The sequence below is a fragment of the Microbacterium sp. ISL-59 genome (assembly GCF_018613945.1).
Lineage (GTDB): Bacteria > Actinomycetota > Actinomycetes > Actinomycetales > Microbacteriaceae > Microbacterium > Microbacterium oxydans_B.
The window spans coordinates 1,262,762-1,277,210 of record NZ_JAGGPG010000002.1; the positions used below are offsets into that span (position 1 = coordinate 1,262,762).

Here is a 14,449-nt window from a genome sequence, read left to right on the forward strand (position 1 = left end):
CCTCAGAGGATGCCGGCCATGCGCATCGCGATGTCGACGAGCTTGACCCGCTGCAGTTCGGCCACGGACTTCAAGGGGAACCACTCGGCCATGTCGGTCGAGCCATCGGTCTCGAAGCGCAGCTTGCCGCCCGTGACCTGCGCGCGATAGACGATGCGCAGCGTGTGCAGCGGATCCGCGGCCTTCTGCACGCGGCGTCCCGCGGGGATGACCCGGGAGTGGATGCCGAGGAGCTCGCCGACCTTCACGGTGTAGCCGGTCTCCTCCCGGAGCTCGCGGCGCACCGCATCCTCCGGGGACTCACCGGGTTCGAGTCCGCCTCCCGGCATGGTCCACGCGACGCGACGCCCGTCGATCCACCGCGCCAACAGCAGACGCCCGTCGTCATCGGTGACGACCGCGTACGCCGCTACACGCAGGTCCATGGCTCACACACTATCCGGCGGCGGAGACCCCGGATGACCGCATGTCAGACGACCCGGGCGCCGCTCACATAGGTCGCGGTCACCTGAGTTTCGGCGAGGTCTTCCGCCGAGACCGTGAGGGGATCACGGTCGACCACGATGAAGTCGGCGAAGAGTCCGGGGGCGAGGGTGCCGACCTCATGCTCGCTGAAGAGCTGCCAGGCCGCGTTCGCGGTGTGCGCGAGAAGTGCCTGTTCGCGCGTGACCGGGGTGCCGCCCGGCATCCTGTATCCGTTGCGAGTCGTGCGGGTCTCGGCGACGGCCATGTTGCGGAAGGGCTCGTTGGGGGTGACCCAGCCGTCGTTGTGGAAGGTCGCCCGATGACCGGCGGCGAAGGCGGCACCGGCATCGGCCCACGCACCGCCGTGCTCCGGGCCGAAGAGGTCGTCGACCAGCACCTCTCCCCAGTAGGTGATGTGGTCGACGAAGAGACTGACGGTGACGCCGAGGGATGCCGCGCGCTCGAACTGCTCCGGCGTCATGGCTCCGCAGTGCTCGAGCCGGAAGCGGTGGTCGGTGAGCCCGTGCTGCCGGATGAGCTGCTCATACACGTCGAGGGTCGCGTCGATAGCGCGGTCTCCGTGCGCATGGCAGGCGAGCTGCCAGCCGGCGGCGGCATAGGGGTCGGCGATCGTCCGCAGCTGTTCGGCCGTGTAGTTCGCGTGCCCGACATGGTGCGGCTCGAGTCCGAGGGAGCGGGTCGCCGCGGTGTCGAGGTAGGGGAAAGAGGTGGCGATGTTGCCCACCCACGGGGAACCGTCGGACCAGGTCTTCACCCCGGTCTGCCGGAACACGGGATCGTCTTCTCCGCGCGGAGCCGCGACTCCGCCGGGGCGGGACATCTCGTACCACCGCAGCCGCACAGGCATCGCACCCTGCGCACGAAGGGCGTCGATGAGCGGGTTGAGCTCGGGGTTCCACGACAGGTCCGACACCGTGGTGATGCCGCGGGATGCGAGGTCGTGCAGGTGCGCGGGGAGGATCCGGGGGAGGTGCTGCTGCGCCTTCGCGAGCATCGGCGCCACGACCTGCTCGACCGCGGCGGCCTCGAGGGCGACGCCCGTGAGCTCCCCTGCGGCATCGCGGCCGAACGAGGCGCCGACCGGATCGGGGGTGTTCCGATCGAGGCCCGCGGCGAGCGCGGCCGCGGTGTTGAAGTACACGGAATGGCCGGAGTTGTGGATCACGACAAGGGGCACGCTGCCCGCGAGCTCGTCGAGGAAGTGGATGTCGGGGTCGGGCAGTCCGCGCTGCAGCAGAGCATCCCACCCGTTTGCGAAGACCGCTTCGTCCCCGGCATCCGCCACCGCCGCTCGGAGCGCGGCCAGGACGCCTTCCGCCTCGGGGATCAGGACGGGACGGAGGTCGACCACGAGGTCGGACAGCAGGATCGCGGAGAATCCCGGATGCCCGTGCGGCTCGATCAGACCGGGCATGACCCAGCCGTCGAGGGCTGTGGTCTCGGCATCCGGGAAGCGGCGGAGGAGGTCGTCCGCCGCCCCGACCGCGACGATCGTGCCGTCGTCGACGGCCATCGCCTCCACTTCGGCGTCAGCGCTCGGGGAGAGCGGACGGATGCGGCCGGTGAAGACTGTCGTCATGGCGCCAGTCTGGCAGTCACGGTGCCGTGGAGGATCGATCACAAATCAAGAAGCACATCGCGGCCGAGCATACGTAGTCTGAGTCCCACACCCGGCAGCACATCGAGAGGACCGACCATGGCCGAGAAAGAGAAGAACTTCAGCGCCGAGGAACGCGAGGCCATGCAGGCCGCCGCGAAGGAGGCCCGCACCCGTCGCTCCCGCGCGAAGAAGTCGCCCGAGGAGCTGCGCGCTGCGGGGGAGGCCGACATCAAGGAGGCGATCGAGAAGCTGACTCCCGAGGATCAGGCGCTGTCGAACAAGCTGCACGCCCTCGTCTCCGAGGTCGCGCCCGAGCTCGTGCCCCGCACCTACTACGGCATGCCGGCGTGGGGTCGCGACGGCAAGGTGCTCTGCTTCTTCCAGCCCGCGAGCAAGTTCAAGGTGCGCTACGGCACGTTCGGCTTCGAGCCCATCTCGAACCTCGACGACGGCACGGTCTGGCCGACCGCGTACGCGGTCACGGACCTCACGAAGGCCGATCTGGAGTTCCTCGCGGAGCGCATCCGCGTCGCGATCAGCTGACCGCGCGGCGAGGAGAGGTGCGCGGCGACGGACCGCGCACCTCTCGCTCAGCCGTTGATGATCTGCGGCACGGCGACCGACTTCAGCCCTTCGACTCCGAACTCGAGCCCGTAGCCCGACGACTTGTGGCCCCCGAACGGGATCATCGGATGCACACCGCCGTGCGAGTTGATCCACACGGTTCCGGCCTGGATGCGCGCGGCCACCTTGCGGGCCTCCTCACGTTCCCCCCAGACTGATGCGCCGAGGCCGACGTCGAGGCCGTTGGCGCTGGCGATCGCGTCATCCACGTCGGTGTAACGGATGATCGGCAGTGCGGGTCCGAACTGCTCCTCGTCGACCAAGGCCACCCCGTCTGTCACATCCGCCACGAGCGTGATCGGGTAGAAGAGCTCTCCGAGCTCCGTCGCCGGTGCACCACCCGTGACGATCCGGCCGCCGTTGCGCGCCGCGTCGTCGACCAGGTCGCGCACGATCTCGAACTGGGCGTGGTTCTGCAGCGGACCGAGCACGTTCTGCTCATCCAGGCCGTTGCCCATCGGGGTCTGCCGAGCGACATCGGCCAGCGCGTCGACGACCTCGTCGTAGACGGAGTCGTGCACGTACAGGCGCTTGAGCGCGGCACAGGTCTGTCCGGTGTTGATGAACGCGCCCCAGAAGAGATCTTGCGCGATCGCCGTCGCGTCGACGCCCGGCAGCACGATCCCGGCGTCGTTGCCGCCCAGCTCGAGCGTGAGGCGGGCGAGGTTCTGCGCCGAGCTCTCGACGATGCTGCGTCCGGTCGCGGTCGATCCCGTGAACATGACCTTGCCGATGTCGGGGTGCGACGCGATCCTGGCCCCCACCTCGCGATCACCGGCGACACCGATGAGCACGTCGCGGGGCAGCACCTGGTTCATGACCTCGATCAGCGCCAGCACGCTGAGTGTCGTGTATCCGCTCGGCTTCACGACGACCGTGTTGCCCATGCGCAGCGCCGGAGCGATCTGCCAGATGCCGATCATGAGGGGCCAGTTCCACGGGCCGATCGCACCGACCACGCCGATCGCGCGGTAGTGCAGCTCAGCATGAGTCTCACCGTCGTCCACCACGGTCTCCGGCTCGAGGGGCGTGGCAGCGGCGGTGCGCAGCCACGCGGAGCAGGCACCCACCTCGAAGCGCGCGTTCGGACCGTTGAGCGGCTTGCCCTGTTCGCGGGAGAGCAGCCGGGCGAGCGGCTCGGCGTTCGCGTCGATCGCATCGGCCACCCGGTTCAGAAGCGCACTGCGCTCCGCATGGCCGAGTGCATCCCACCCGGGCTGAGCCGCCTTCGCCCGCGCGACCGCGGCGTCGAGCTCGTCGACCGTGTGCACGGGTGCTCGTCCGATCGGTTCGCGCGTCGCCGCGTCGACCACTTCGCGACCCCGACCTTCGGGGGCGCCGACGCGCTCCAGCAGGGCGGCCTCGTCCAGAACCGGGGCGTTCTCCGACATCACTGTCTCCTCACGATGGGGTGCGCGACAGGTTCATCGCGCAGTTCGAGTCTGTGCTCGGCGGTCGAGCGGGGTTTGACTGCCCGTGCGGCGCGCTTGTCGGTCCGTGACCGAACAGCGGAGCCCGGAACGCGGCTCAGTGACCGCCGCCGCGGTACGGACCGACGGTCGCCAACCGGTCGAGGTGGGCGGCCAGCGAGAAGTGCGGGTCGATGCCGGCGTCGCCCGGCTGCGTGGCGAGCCGAGCGGCCCATTCCCCGAGTACGGGCGCGAACTTGAAGCCGTGGCCCGAGAGACCGGTCACCGTCACGACTCGCTCGCTCTCGCTCACGTCGACGATCGGGGTGCGATCGGGCGTGTAGGCGCAGTGATGCACGCTGGAGCGCACGGGCTCGGGGTTCAACGACGGGAAGAACTCCTTCGCCTGCTGCCCGATCTTCACGAGTTCGTGCCGGGTGTACTCCCGCGGAACCTCGTCGACATCGCGGGCGACCGGCCAGGTCGGGTTGCTGCTCGCCTTGATCGAGTAGCCGTCGAGGCTCGGCGCTCCGAAGAAGTGCACGGGGCCGACGTCGCGCAGGAACGCGGGGAACCGTTCAGGGAGGAAAGCGGCGATGTCCGTGGGCATGAACCAGGTGAGTCCCAGGACCTGCAGTCGCAGCAGGTCACGCAGTCGACCGTCGAGTCGAGTCGACCAAGACCCCGAGGCGAGGATCACGGTGTCAGCGCGGAGCGCCTCGGTCGGGGTCCGCACCACGACGCCACCGGGTTCTTCTTCGATCGCGAGCACCGGGGTGTGGAAGTGCAGCTGCGCGCCGGCGGCCTCGGCGAGATCGAGCGCGGCCATCAGCGAGACCTCGGGACGGATGCCTCCGCCGTGGTGGTCGAGCACCCCGACATCACCGTCGTGCACGTTGTGCTGTGGGTGGGCGCGACGCAGCTCTTCGGTGTCGTAGAGCGTGTGCGGCAGGTCGAACTCACGCACGGTCTCGAGTGTCGTGCGCATCTCCACGCGGTCGGGCTGCGCGATCGACAGCGCACCCACCTCGAGGTAGAGCTCCCGTCCCGACTGCTGCTCGAGTTCACGCCACAGCCGCCGCGACTCCTGGAGCATCGGCACGTAGCGCCCGCCCTCGTGATAGGCCGTGCGGAACACGCGGGATTCGCCGGCGTAGGAGCCGCGGTCGTGCACCTTGCCGTACTGCTCGATGCCGATGACCTCGACGTCGTCGCGCTGCGACAGTCGCCATGCGGCGAGCGCACCCACCGCGCCCAATCCGACGATGACGATCCGTTTCCTGACCTGCGCACTCATGGGGACTCCTGACGAGAAGACGATGGGGGACGCACGCCGATCATGCGAGAGCCGGGGTATCCCAGAGCAGCAGCTCCGTGCCGATACCTTCTGCCACCGCGCGCCGGTAGACGACGGTTCCCCACGCGACGTCTTCCACCGGCATCCCGCCGACGGAGTAGAGGAAGATTTCGTCCTCGCTCCCACGCCCCTCGGCCTCGCCGCTCATGATCGCGGGGAGGTTCTCGAGAACCTCGTCGCTCACGTCTCCCGAACGGATGCGGTCGAGCAGGTACATGCCGTGGAGGCCGATGTGCTCGTGCGCCGGGTGCGGCACCTCCTCGCTCCACGCCTCGTACAGGCCGCGGAAGTCGGCGACGTGCCGCGCTCCGCGGAGCAGCTCGTCGTCGATCATGATGTCGGCGGGCAGGCTCACCAGCGCGCCCGGCTTCAGCCAGCGCTTCTCGATCCGTACGTAGTTCGCCGAGCCGGCCGGCGTCGTGGGGGCGATCGTGACCAGGTCGCTGTCGCGCACGGCGTCCTCCACGCTGTCGACGACCGTGACCGTCGTGAACTGCGGGTACTCGCGCCGCACCCACTCGACGAAGGAGTCGATGCTCGATCGGCTGCGGCCGGCGACCTTCAGGGTGTCGAGCTCGGGGCGCACGGCCACGAAGGCTTCGAGCGTCGTCCGGTTCATGACGCCTGGCGCCACCACGCCCACGCTCCGGGCATCGGGGTTCGCGAGGTGGCGGGCACCGACTCCCGGGACGGCGCCCGTGCGATAGGCGCTCAGCAGGTTCGCCGACATGTGCGCGAGAGGTGCGCCGGTGTCCTTGTCGCTCAGCGTGAGCATCAGGATCGAACGCGGCAGGCCGTTCTCGCGGTTGGCCATGTTCGATCCGTACCACTTGCATCCGGCCGTCTGGAAGGTGCCGCCGAGGTACGCCGGCATCGCCATCATCCGGCGATGCGGTCCGTCGAGCGGCATGCCGTCGTGGGCGGATTCGGCGGGGAATGTGACCATCGAACCGTGCGAGTTCCCGTCCGGTCCGCCCATCCGGTAGTCGCCGGCGTCGACGAGACGCAGGGTCTCCTCCATCACGTCGACGCACAGCCCCATGTCTGTGACGCCCGCCGCGATCGTGTCCGGCTCCGACAGATACCGGAAGGTCAGTCTGGTGTCAGGCGTGCTCACGGGTTTCCTCTCGTCGCGTCGACCACCGGTTCCGGCTCGCCCAGGAGCGGAGCCTCCGGCAGCTCCGTGCCGTGACCGATCTGGCGATAGACCTCGGGCCTCGCCCTGCGCAGCCACAGCGCCCACACGACGGCCAGGGCGGAGGGCACGAGCAGCACGGCGGGGAGGATGAAGGTCGTCGGCGTGGACTCGGCCTGACCGAGCAGCACATCCCAGTTCAGAAGGATCAGCACCCACACGATCGCCAGCGCGACGAACGCGACGATCGGTGCGACCAGCCTGCTGCCGGTGCCCACTCCGCGCTGATCGCGGCGGAAGAAGCCGATCACGGCGACCGAGACGAGTACCAGGAGCAGCACGAGTCCGAACGCGCCGAGGTTGGTGAGCCAGGTGAAGAGCGTGATCACGGGGTACGGACCGTTCTCGGGGTTCCAGCCCTGCTCACCGATCGCGAAGCCGACGATCACGACGACCGCGATCGCGGACTGCAGCAGCGACCCTGCCCACGGCGCACCGCTGCGAATGCGGACGGTACCCAGCACCCGGGGCAGCACGCCCTCGCGGCCGAGCGAGAAGGCATATCGGGCGACCGCGTTGTGGAAGCTGACGAGGGCGGCGAACAGGCTCGTGATGAAGAGGATCGACATCACGTCGACCCAGATCACGCCCAGGTGCTCGGCGACGAAGTTGAAGAACAGCGGGGGACCGGCCTCCTCCGGCGAGATGCCCGCGGGGTCGGTGATCTTGCTCGGGCCGACGGCGAGCGCGAGCGCCCAGGAGGAGATGGCGTAGAAGATGCCGGACACGCAGACCGCGAGGAACGTCGCGCGCGGGATGGTGCGCTTCGGATCCTTCGACTCCTCGCCGTAGATCGCCGCCGACTCGAAGCCCATGAACGCGGCGATGCCGAACGCGAGCACGGCCCCGACCCCCGGGACGAACAGCGCCGACGGGGTGATGGGTGCCGCCGTGAATCCCTCGGCCGGGTTCCCGAAGGCGAAAAGGTCGAACACGATCACCGCCACGAACTCCAGCGCGACGAGCACTCCCAGCACCTTCGCCGAGAGATCCACCCGGTGCACTCCCAGCACGCCGACGAGCACGATCGTGAGGAGGACCCAGACCCACCAGGGGCTCGCCCAGCCGGTCTTCGACTCGATGAACGAGCTGATCTGGAACCCGAGCATCCCGTAGATGCCGATCTGCATGGCGTTGTACGAGAGGAACGCGAGCACCGACGCCCCGACGCCGGTCGGGCGACCGATCCCCTGCGCGACGTATGCGTAGAACGCCCCCGCATTCGTGACGAACCTGCTCATGGCGGCGTAGCCGATCGCGAAGATGCCGAGGGCCACCGCGAGCACGATGTAGCCGAACGGGATGCCGTCGACGTGGGTGACCGCGTAGGCGCTCGTCACCCCGCCGGCGAGCACGGTGAGCGGCGCGGAGGCGGCGATGATCATGAACGCGACCGCGAAGACGCCGAGGCGCCGATGTTCGGCCGTTCTCGTCGTCGACGTTGTGGGAGTGGACGTCACCATGGCACAGCTCCTTCGATGCTCGGGTAGTCCTCATACTCGCCACGGGGCGGCGTCGTCGATTGACGGCGAGAGCAGAACACTTGTCTACGCGGGCACAGCGCCCGAATGCTAAAATGCAGCATCGTATATGATCGGCCACAGTGAGGTGAGCCCTGATGCAGAGTCTGTCGTTCCTCGACTACCGCCATGCGGTCTCCCGCGCCGTCGTCGCGCTGGATGTGACCGCGCCGGAGCAGGATCGCTTCCGAGGTGCGATCGATGCCACCGCTGCCGGAGACATCCACGTCTTCGCGATCGACGCCGACGGGCACGGAGTGCACCGCACCCCCTCGCTCATCTCCCGTGCCCCGCAGCAGTACTTCAAGTTCTCCCGCATCGAACGCGGCAGCGGCATGATCGTGCAGGACGGGCGGGAGACCGCGCTCGGCAGCGGCGACATGGCGCTCTACGACACCGACCGTCCGTACTCCCTGCTCTTCGATGACGCCGTGCAGATGTCGGTGGTGATGTTCCCGAAAGTCCTCCTCGACATCCCCGCGGAGGACACCAGCCGCATCACGGCCACGCGCCTCAACGCCGGCGGAGCGCTGGGCGCGATGGTCGGTCCCTACCTCGGCTCGCTCGCCGAAGGGGCGCACCACCTCGACAGCCGCATCGCTCGGCGGATGCTGCGGACCGCGGTCGACATGCTGAGCACGGTACTGGAGGCGAACCTCGTCGCGACCGACGGGCCGGTGAGCGCGCATTCCACGACGCTGACGCACATCCTCACGTACATCGACGTGCACCTCGCCGACAGCGAGCTGTCTCCGTCCCAGATCGCGGCGGCGCACTACATCTCGGTGCGGCATCTGCACTCGATGTTCAGTGAGCAGGGCGCTTCGGTCTCCACGGTCATCCGACGGCGCCGACTGCAGCGGTGCTACGACACGCTGACCGACCCGTATCAGGCGCACCGCTCCATCGCCGAGATCGCGATCGGTGCGGGCTTCGTCGATGCGGCGCACTTCAGCCGTGTGTTCCGCGCCCAGTACGGAGTGCCGCCCCGCGCGGTGCGTGGCGGCTGACCCCGCGTTCACGGAACCGGATGCCGCTGCGAGCACCCGCGCAGTAGCGTGGAACCCGTGAGCACACTGCCCTTCCCCGCCTCCGTGTACGCCGCCCGCCTCGCCCGCGCCGCATCCCTCGCCGCCGAATCCGGGCTGGATGCGATCATCGTCGGGCCGGGCCCTGACCTGCAGTATCTGCTGGGCGTCGAGGGCGACACGATCGAGCGACTGACGGCCCTGGTGATCGGCCCCGACATCGCTCCGACGGTCGTCGTGCCGCGGATGGAGCTCGCGAAGGTTCGCACCACCGCTGTCGGTGAGCTCGGTCTCGCGGTCGCCGACTGGGTCGACGGCGAAGACCCGTACGCGCTCGTGACCGAGGCCGTGGGTACGGTCTCCCGCGTCGGCGTCTCGGATACGCTGCCCGCGCTGCACGTCGTCCCGATCGGCGAGCGTCTCGGAGTGCGTCTCGAGCTGGCGACACCCGTGCTCCGCGAAGGACGCATGATCAAGGATGCCGAGGAGATCGCCGAGCTGCGCCGAGCCGGAGATGCGATCGACGCGGTACACCGCCGCGTGCCGGAGTGGCTTCGGGGCGGACGCACCGAACGCGCGGTCGCGGCCGACATCGCGGAGGCCATCGTGGCGGAAGGCCACCGCACGGTCGAGTTCGTGATCGTCGGGTCGGGCCCGAACGGTGCCGACCCGCACCACGAGGTCTCGGACCGGATGATCGAAGAGGGCGATATCGTCGTGGTCGACATCGGCGGCGCGGTGCCGAGCGGCTACAACTCCGACAGCACGAGGACCTACGTCGTCGGCAGCCCTGACCCGGAGGCGGCCGAGCGCATCGCGGTTCTCGTGCGCGCGCAGCAGGCGGCGGTGGATGCCGTCCGTCCGGGCGCGACGGCCGCACAGGTCGATGCCGCGGCCCGCGACGTGCTCGCGGACGCGGGTCTCGGCGAGGCGTTCCTGCACCGCACCGGCCACGGCATCGGTGTCTCGGTGCACGAAGAGCCCTACATCGCGCCGGGCAACGACCTGGTGCTGCGGGAAGGGATGGCGTTCAGCATCGAGCCGGGCATCTACTTCGCCGGCGCGTGGGGCGCGCGCATCGAGGACATCGTGATCGTCACGGCCGACGGCGGCGAGCGGCTGAACGTCGCCCCGCACGAGCTCGTGTCGGTGGGTGCGCACGCGATCGGTTCCTGATGGACGACGTACCGGCGCGGCCACAGAGTCCCCAGAAGATCTCCGCCACCCACGGCGGTCTCATCCACGAGGTGAGGATCAGCTGGTGGCAGACCGATGACTGGCAGTGGGTGGTGGTCGTGAACTCCCCGGAGCTCGGCGCTGTCGAGAGGCAGGCGAACGATGCTTTCGAGGCGCTGTGCCTGTTGCGGGAAGAACTCGACCCGCGCGGGTGGCGGTTGGGGGTCGCCGGTGCACGGGCCGACGTCTGGCCCAGTGGCATGGCGCGCGATCAGGGTGGTGGTCTGAGCGCGTACCGGCTCGGCGCCGCTGGTCCGCAGGACCTCGTGTTCACGTTCAGCCCCGCGGATCCGACGACCGTCGCTTCCGTCGCAGAGCAGCGCACGGCGGCTGACCGCTTCTTCTCGAAGTTCGGCGGCGGCGGGCGTTGAGCCCGCATCCACCGCGGTAGCATCAGCGCATGCGCCGCCCCCGCAAGGTCTCCTCCGCCAACGCGTCGCCGGCGACACGTGCGCGGTACGCCAAGCGTCGGACGAACCGACTCGCCAAGGTCGACAACGATCTCACCGACGCCCAGTGGCACGACCTCATGGATGCCTGGGGCGGATGCGCCTACTGCGGCGGCGAGGGGGCCGCGTTGCAGCGCGACTGCATCCAGCCCATCTCGCGCGGCGGCCGCTACACGCTCGAGAATGTCGTCCCTGCCTGCGCATCCTGCAACGCCAGCAAGCACAACGACGAGGTGACCGGCTGGCTTCGCCGAAAGAAGCTCGACGAGCGCACGTTCCTCGTCCGGCAGGCGACGATCCTGCGCGATCTGCGTCCGGTCGAGTGAGGCTGTGCCGGGCGAACAGAAGAAGCCCCCGGCAACTGCCGGGGGCTTCTCGATCCTGTGGAGCCTAGGAGATTCGAACTCCTGACATCCTGCTTGCAAAGCAGGCGCTCTACCAACTGAGCTAAGGCCCCGTGAGGGAATTTCTTGAGTTAAAGGGTGGGGCTACCAGGACTTGAACCTGGGACCTCTTCATTATCAGTGAAGCGCTCTAACCGCCTGAGCTATAGCCCCGTCAACCTCCAAGACTTTACCGGAGAAACACGGAAAATCCGAATCGAGGGTGGGGACCCGGGAGAGTCCCCACCCTCGACGGTGTTCAGCGGCCGGGACGGATCGTCGCGGTGCCCGCGGAGAGCGACACGTCGATGGTCCTTCGCGAGCTGGAGCCCTCGTCGACCTTGGCGTTCAACGTGCCGGCACTGACGTCCTGGGTGATCGCGTACTCGACGTCCGGCACGGTCAGATCGAGCGTTCCGGCATTGACCTCGATCGTCGTCTCCGAGGGTGCCGTGCCGGTCAGCTCCACCGTGAGATCGCCGGCGGAGACACCGAGGTCGGCGCGGCTCACCCCGTCGAGGAGGATGTCGGCACGACCCGCGTTCATCTGCGCATCGAGCTCCGCGGCAGACCCTTCCACGTCGAGCGACCCTGCGTTGACGCTGACGTCGAGCACTCCGAAATCGCCCACGACATCCAGGCTGCCGGCGTCCAGATTGAGGTCGGCATCGATCGCGTCGCCGCGCAGGCTCTCCGGCAGCGTGAGGACGGCGATCTCCTCATCGCCGAACCAGTTACCGAACCACCAGCCGAACACACCATCGGGGCTGCGGACGATCAGTTCGTCGCCGTCCCGGTCGAAGGTCCATGCGGTGCCGCGGCCGTTGGTGATCGAGAGCTGTGCCTCATCCACATCGCCGAACTCGACACGCATGCTGCTGGCATCCGCATCGACGTCGATCCCCTCGATGCCGTCGACGCCCACGGTCTGCACCGAGTCCGGACGGCTCGAGGACACGATGTTCCCGGCCGCAACTGCGGCGGCCGTTCCTCCGGATCCGAGCAGGGCGATGCCGCCGACCACGGCCGTGATGACCATGACCGCCGTCGCTCCCGACGAGCGGCGATCAGAGCCCCCAGGCGGGGGCGTCGTCGGAGCCGCCTGCGCGGCGGGCGTCGGGGGTGCCGGCGTCTGCGGCGCGGAAGCGGGCGGGGGAGAAGCGGGCGGCGGGGTGAGCGGGGTGTGCTCGCCCGGGGCGCCGTTGTTGTCGGTGGTCATCGTGCCACTCCTGTCTGGCCGGTCGGCGGCGTCGGGCCACCGGTGTTCTCGATGTGGGCGAGCGCGGCGAGAACGCGGCGGTTGCCCGACTCGTCCTGCTCGAAACCCAGCTTCTGGAAGATGGCGGTGATGTGCTTCTCCACACTCGCCTCGGAGAGGAACAGGATCCCGGCGATCGCCTGGTTCGACTTGCCCTCGGCGATCAACGCGAGCACGGTGCGCTCCCGTTCGGTGAGACGCATCATCCTGTCGTCGCGGTTCCGCCGCGTGAGCAGCTGAGCCACCACCTCGGGATCGAGCACCGTCGCGCCCTCGGAGATGCGCTGCACCGAGGCGAGGAACTCCGACACGTCGGCGACGCGATCCTTGAGCAGGTAGCCGAGCGGGCCGCCCTGCGCCGCGATCAGGTCGGACGCGTAGCGCTCCTCGACGTACTGCGAGAGCACGAGGATGGCGAGCGACGGATGCGTGGACCTCAGTCCGAGCGCGGCCCGGATGCCCTCGTCGGTGAACGTCGGGGGGAGTCGCACATCCAGGATGCACAGATCCGGTGTCGTGTTCAACACGGCTTCCTCGAGTCCATGCGTGTCGGGGAGAGCGGCGACCACCTCGTGGCCGGCGTCCTCGAGCAGACGGACAAGACCTTCTCGCAGCAGGACCGAGTCCTCGCAGATCAGGATGCGCACGGTACATTCACCTCCAGGCTGGTGGGTCCGCCCTGCGGACTGTCGAGGCGGAACGTCCCGCCGGCGGCGAGGATGCGGTTCGCGATACCGTCGAGGCCGCCACCCGGCTGCACCTGCGCGCCGCCGATGCCGTTGTCCTCCACCCGCGCCCAGAGGGTGTTCCCCTCACGGAGTCGCACGATGACGCGGGCCTCACTGGCCCGCGAGTGCTTCGCGGCGTTGGTGAGGGACTCCGCTATCGAGAAGTAGACGGCGGCCTCGGCCTCACGGCTGCATCGTCCGTCCATGCGCACATCGAGGTGCACGGGGATGTGCGACCGGCTGGCGAGAGCCGACAGCGCGGCGTCGAGCCCGCGGTCGTCGAGCACGGAGGCGTGGATGCCGCGGGCGAGCTGGCGCAGCTCCGTGATGGCCGCCTTGGTCGAGGTGTGCGCCTCGTTGATGAGTTCCTTGGCCGTGTCCGGATCGCTGTCGATCTTCTGCTGGGCGAGCCCGAGGGTCATGCCGACCGAGACGAGCCGCGGCTGCACGCCGTCATGCAGGTCGCGCTCGATGCGAGTGCGCTCCAGGTCGGCGGCGCGGACCGCTCCTTCCCGCTGGGCGGTCGAGGTGCGGACCCGTTCAGTGAGCTCCGTCTCTTTGCTGCGGACCACGATCGCCAGTGACAGCGTGCGGTGCAGCAGAGCCAGCCCGATCATCCCGACCACCGAGGCCGCGATGCCGAGGATGCCGACCAGCGGCGCCCAGGCGACGGGGATGCCTCCGCCGCCGAACGGTCCCATGACCGCATCCGCCGCGGTGAGCGGGGCGAAGGAGATGATGATCGACCACACCAGGCTCCAGGCGAGCCGCAGCACGATGAAGCCGAGCACGGCTGAGATCGCGAAGTTCGCGACCGCACGCCACATGCGGGGGTCGATCGCCTGTCGCCCGAGGGAGCGCAGCCAGCCGACGAAACCGGGGCGGTCACGCTGCTGCAGTCGCAGCGGGGTGATCGGCGTGCGGTAGAGGGCACCGACACGGGCGACCTCGAACCAGCCGAGTCCGTACAGCGCGTATACGAGGCCGACGAGGAGCACGACGCCGACACCGGCGACGAAGAGGAGCCCGAGGCCGGTGCCGAGGAGTCCGCCGAGCATGCCGAAGATGGCGCCGCCGAGCGCGCCGACGCCTGCGAGATGCAGGATCGTGAGGAAGATGCGCAACGGCGGCTTCACCGCCGTGACGGGTGCCGCGGTCGCAGTCTGAGTGGTCATG

The 14,449-nt window shown here is 68.9% G+C and carries 14 protein-coding genes and 2 tRNA genes; 5 read left to right on the forward strand and 11 right to left on the reverse strand.

The genetic code is table 11. The annotated features are described in order from the left end of the window. Positions 1-2: 2 nt before the first annotated feature. Positions 3-425, reverse strand: a complete 423-nt coding sequence (locus J7E45_RS10125) for an NUDIX hydrolase (protein WP_091028127.1) — start codon at positions 423-425, stop codon at positions 3-5. A 44-nt stretch (positions 426-469) separates the two neighbouring features. Beyond that, on the reverse strand, positions 470-2,065 hold the full coding sequence (locus J7E45_RS10130; RefSeq protein ID WP_215068935.1) for an amidohydrolase: 1,596 nt from the start codon (positions 2,063-2,065) through the stop codon (positions 470-472). 117 nt (positions 2,066-2,182) lie between these two features. Between J7E45_RS10130 and J7E45_RS10135 the strand changes: the two genes are divergently transcribed. Next, complete coding sequence (locus J7E45_RS10135) at positions 2,183-2,629, forward strand: DUF1801 domain-containing protein (RefSeq protein WP_091028115.1); 447 nt, start codon at positions 2,183-2,185, stop codon at positions 2,627-2,629. A 47-nt stretch (positions 2,630-2,676) separates the two neighbouring features. On the opposite strand, the gene J7E45_RS10140 is transcribed toward J7E45_RS10135, so the two are convergent. The 4 genes from J7E45_RS10140 to J7E45_RS10155 form a co-directional block, all read right to left on the reverse strand. Beyond that, positions 2,677-4,101 carry an aldehyde dehydrogenase family protein gene (locus tag J7E45_RS10140; protein WP_215068937.1) on the reverse strand — a complete coding sequence of 475 codons (1,425 nt, stop codon included), beginning with the start codon at positions 4,099-4,101 and terminating at the stop codon, positions 2,677-2,679. Between the two features lie 136 nt (positions 4,102-4,237). Further along, positions 4,238-5,416, reverse strand: coding sequence for an N-methyl-L-tryptophan oxidase (gene solA, locus J7E45_RS10145; protein WP_215068939.1), 1,179 nt, complete (start codon positions 5,414-5,416; stop codon positions 4,238-4,240). Positions 5,417-5,456: 40 nt separating this feature from the next. Continuing rightward, positions 5,457-6,593 (reverse strand): tyramine oxidase subunit B, encoded by a 1,137-nt coding sequence (locus tag J7E45_RS10150; RefSeq protein WP_215068941.1) that lies wholly within the window; start codon positions 6,591-6,593, stop codon positions 5,457-5,459. Then, positions 6,590-8,134 carry an APC family permease gene (locus J7E45_RS10155; RefSeq protein WP_215068943.1) on the reverse strand — a complete coding sequence of 515 codons (1,545 nt, stop codon included), beginning with the start codon at positions 8,132-8,134 and terminating at the stop codon, positions 6,590-6,592. Before J7E45_RS10155 ends, J7E45_RS10150 begins: the two co-directional genes overlap by 4 nt. Positions 8,135-8,289: 155 nt before the next feature. Between J7E45_RS10155 and J7E45_RS10160 the strand changes: the two genes are divergently transcribed. Genes J7E45_RS10160 through J7E45_RS10175 form a run of 4 tightly spaced genes read left to right on the forward strand, consistent with a single transcriptional unit; the run spans position 8,290 to position 11,230 of the window. Next, positions 8,290-9,201: a helix-turn-helix domain-containing protein gene (locus tag J7E45_RS10160; RefSeq protein WP_215068945.1), complete on the forward strand. Its 912-nt coding sequence runs from the start codon at positions 8,290-8,292 to the stop codon at positions 9,199-9,201. A gap of 57 nt (positions 9,202-9,258) precedes the next feature. Beyond that, the gene (locus tag J7E45_RS10165; protein WP_215068947.1) at positions 9,259-10,395 is read left to right on the forward strand and encodes a Xaa-Pro peptidase family protein; all 1,137 of its coding nucleotides are present in this window, start codon (positions 9,259-9,261) and stop codon (positions 10,393-10,395) included. Continuing rightward, positions 10,395-10,826 (forward strand): hypothetical protein, encoded by a 432-nt coding sequence (locus tag J7E45_RS10170; RefSeq protein WP_215068949.1) that lies wholly within the window; start codon positions 10,395-10,397, stop codon positions 10,824-10,826. Before J7E45_RS10165 ends, J7E45_RS10170 begins: the two co-directional genes overlap by 1 nt. 29 nt (positions 10,827-10,855) lie before the next feature. Next, positions 10,856-11,230, forward strand: coding sequence for an HNH endonuclease (locus J7E45_RS10175; RefSeq protein ID WP_029264195.1), 375 nt, complete (start codon positions 10,856-10,858; stop codon positions 11,228-11,230). A gap of 58 nt (positions 11,231-11,288) precedes the next feature. On the opposite strand, the gene J7E45_RS10180 is transcribed toward J7E45_RS10175, so the two are convergent. The 5 genes from J7E45_RS10180 to J7E45_RS10200 form a co-directional block, all read right to left on the reverse strand. Beyond that, a tRNA-Ala gene (locus tag J7E45_RS10180) sits at positions 11,289-11,361 on the reverse strand. Between the two features lie 26 nt (positions 11,362-11,387). Further along, positions 11,388-11,461, reverse strand: a tRNA-Ile gene (locus tag J7E45_RS10185). Positions 11,462-11,546: 85 nt separating this feature from the next. Then, positions 11,547-12,506, reverse strand: a complete 960-nt coding sequence (locus tag J7E45_RS10190) for a DUF4097 family beta strand repeat-containing protein (protein ID WP_215068951.1) — start codon at positions 12,504-12,506, stop codon at positions 11,547-11,549. Then, positions 12,503-13,192, reverse strand: a complete 690-nt coding sequence (locus J7E45_RS10195) for a response regulator transcription factor (RefSeq protein ID WP_215068953.1) — start codon at positions 13,190-13,192, stop codon at positions 12,503-12,505. The genes J7E45_RS10190 and J7E45_RS10195 overlap by 4 nt, the downstream gene beginning before the upstream one ends. Next, positions 13,180-14,448, reverse strand: coding sequence for a histidine kinase (locus J7E45_RS10200; RefSeq protein ID WP_167635298.1), 1,269 nt, complete (start codon positions 14,446-14,448; stop codon positions 13,180-13,182). Before J7E45_RS10200 ends, J7E45_RS10195 begins: the two co-directional genes overlap by 13 nt. Between the last annotated feature and the right edge of the window lies 1 nt (position 14,449).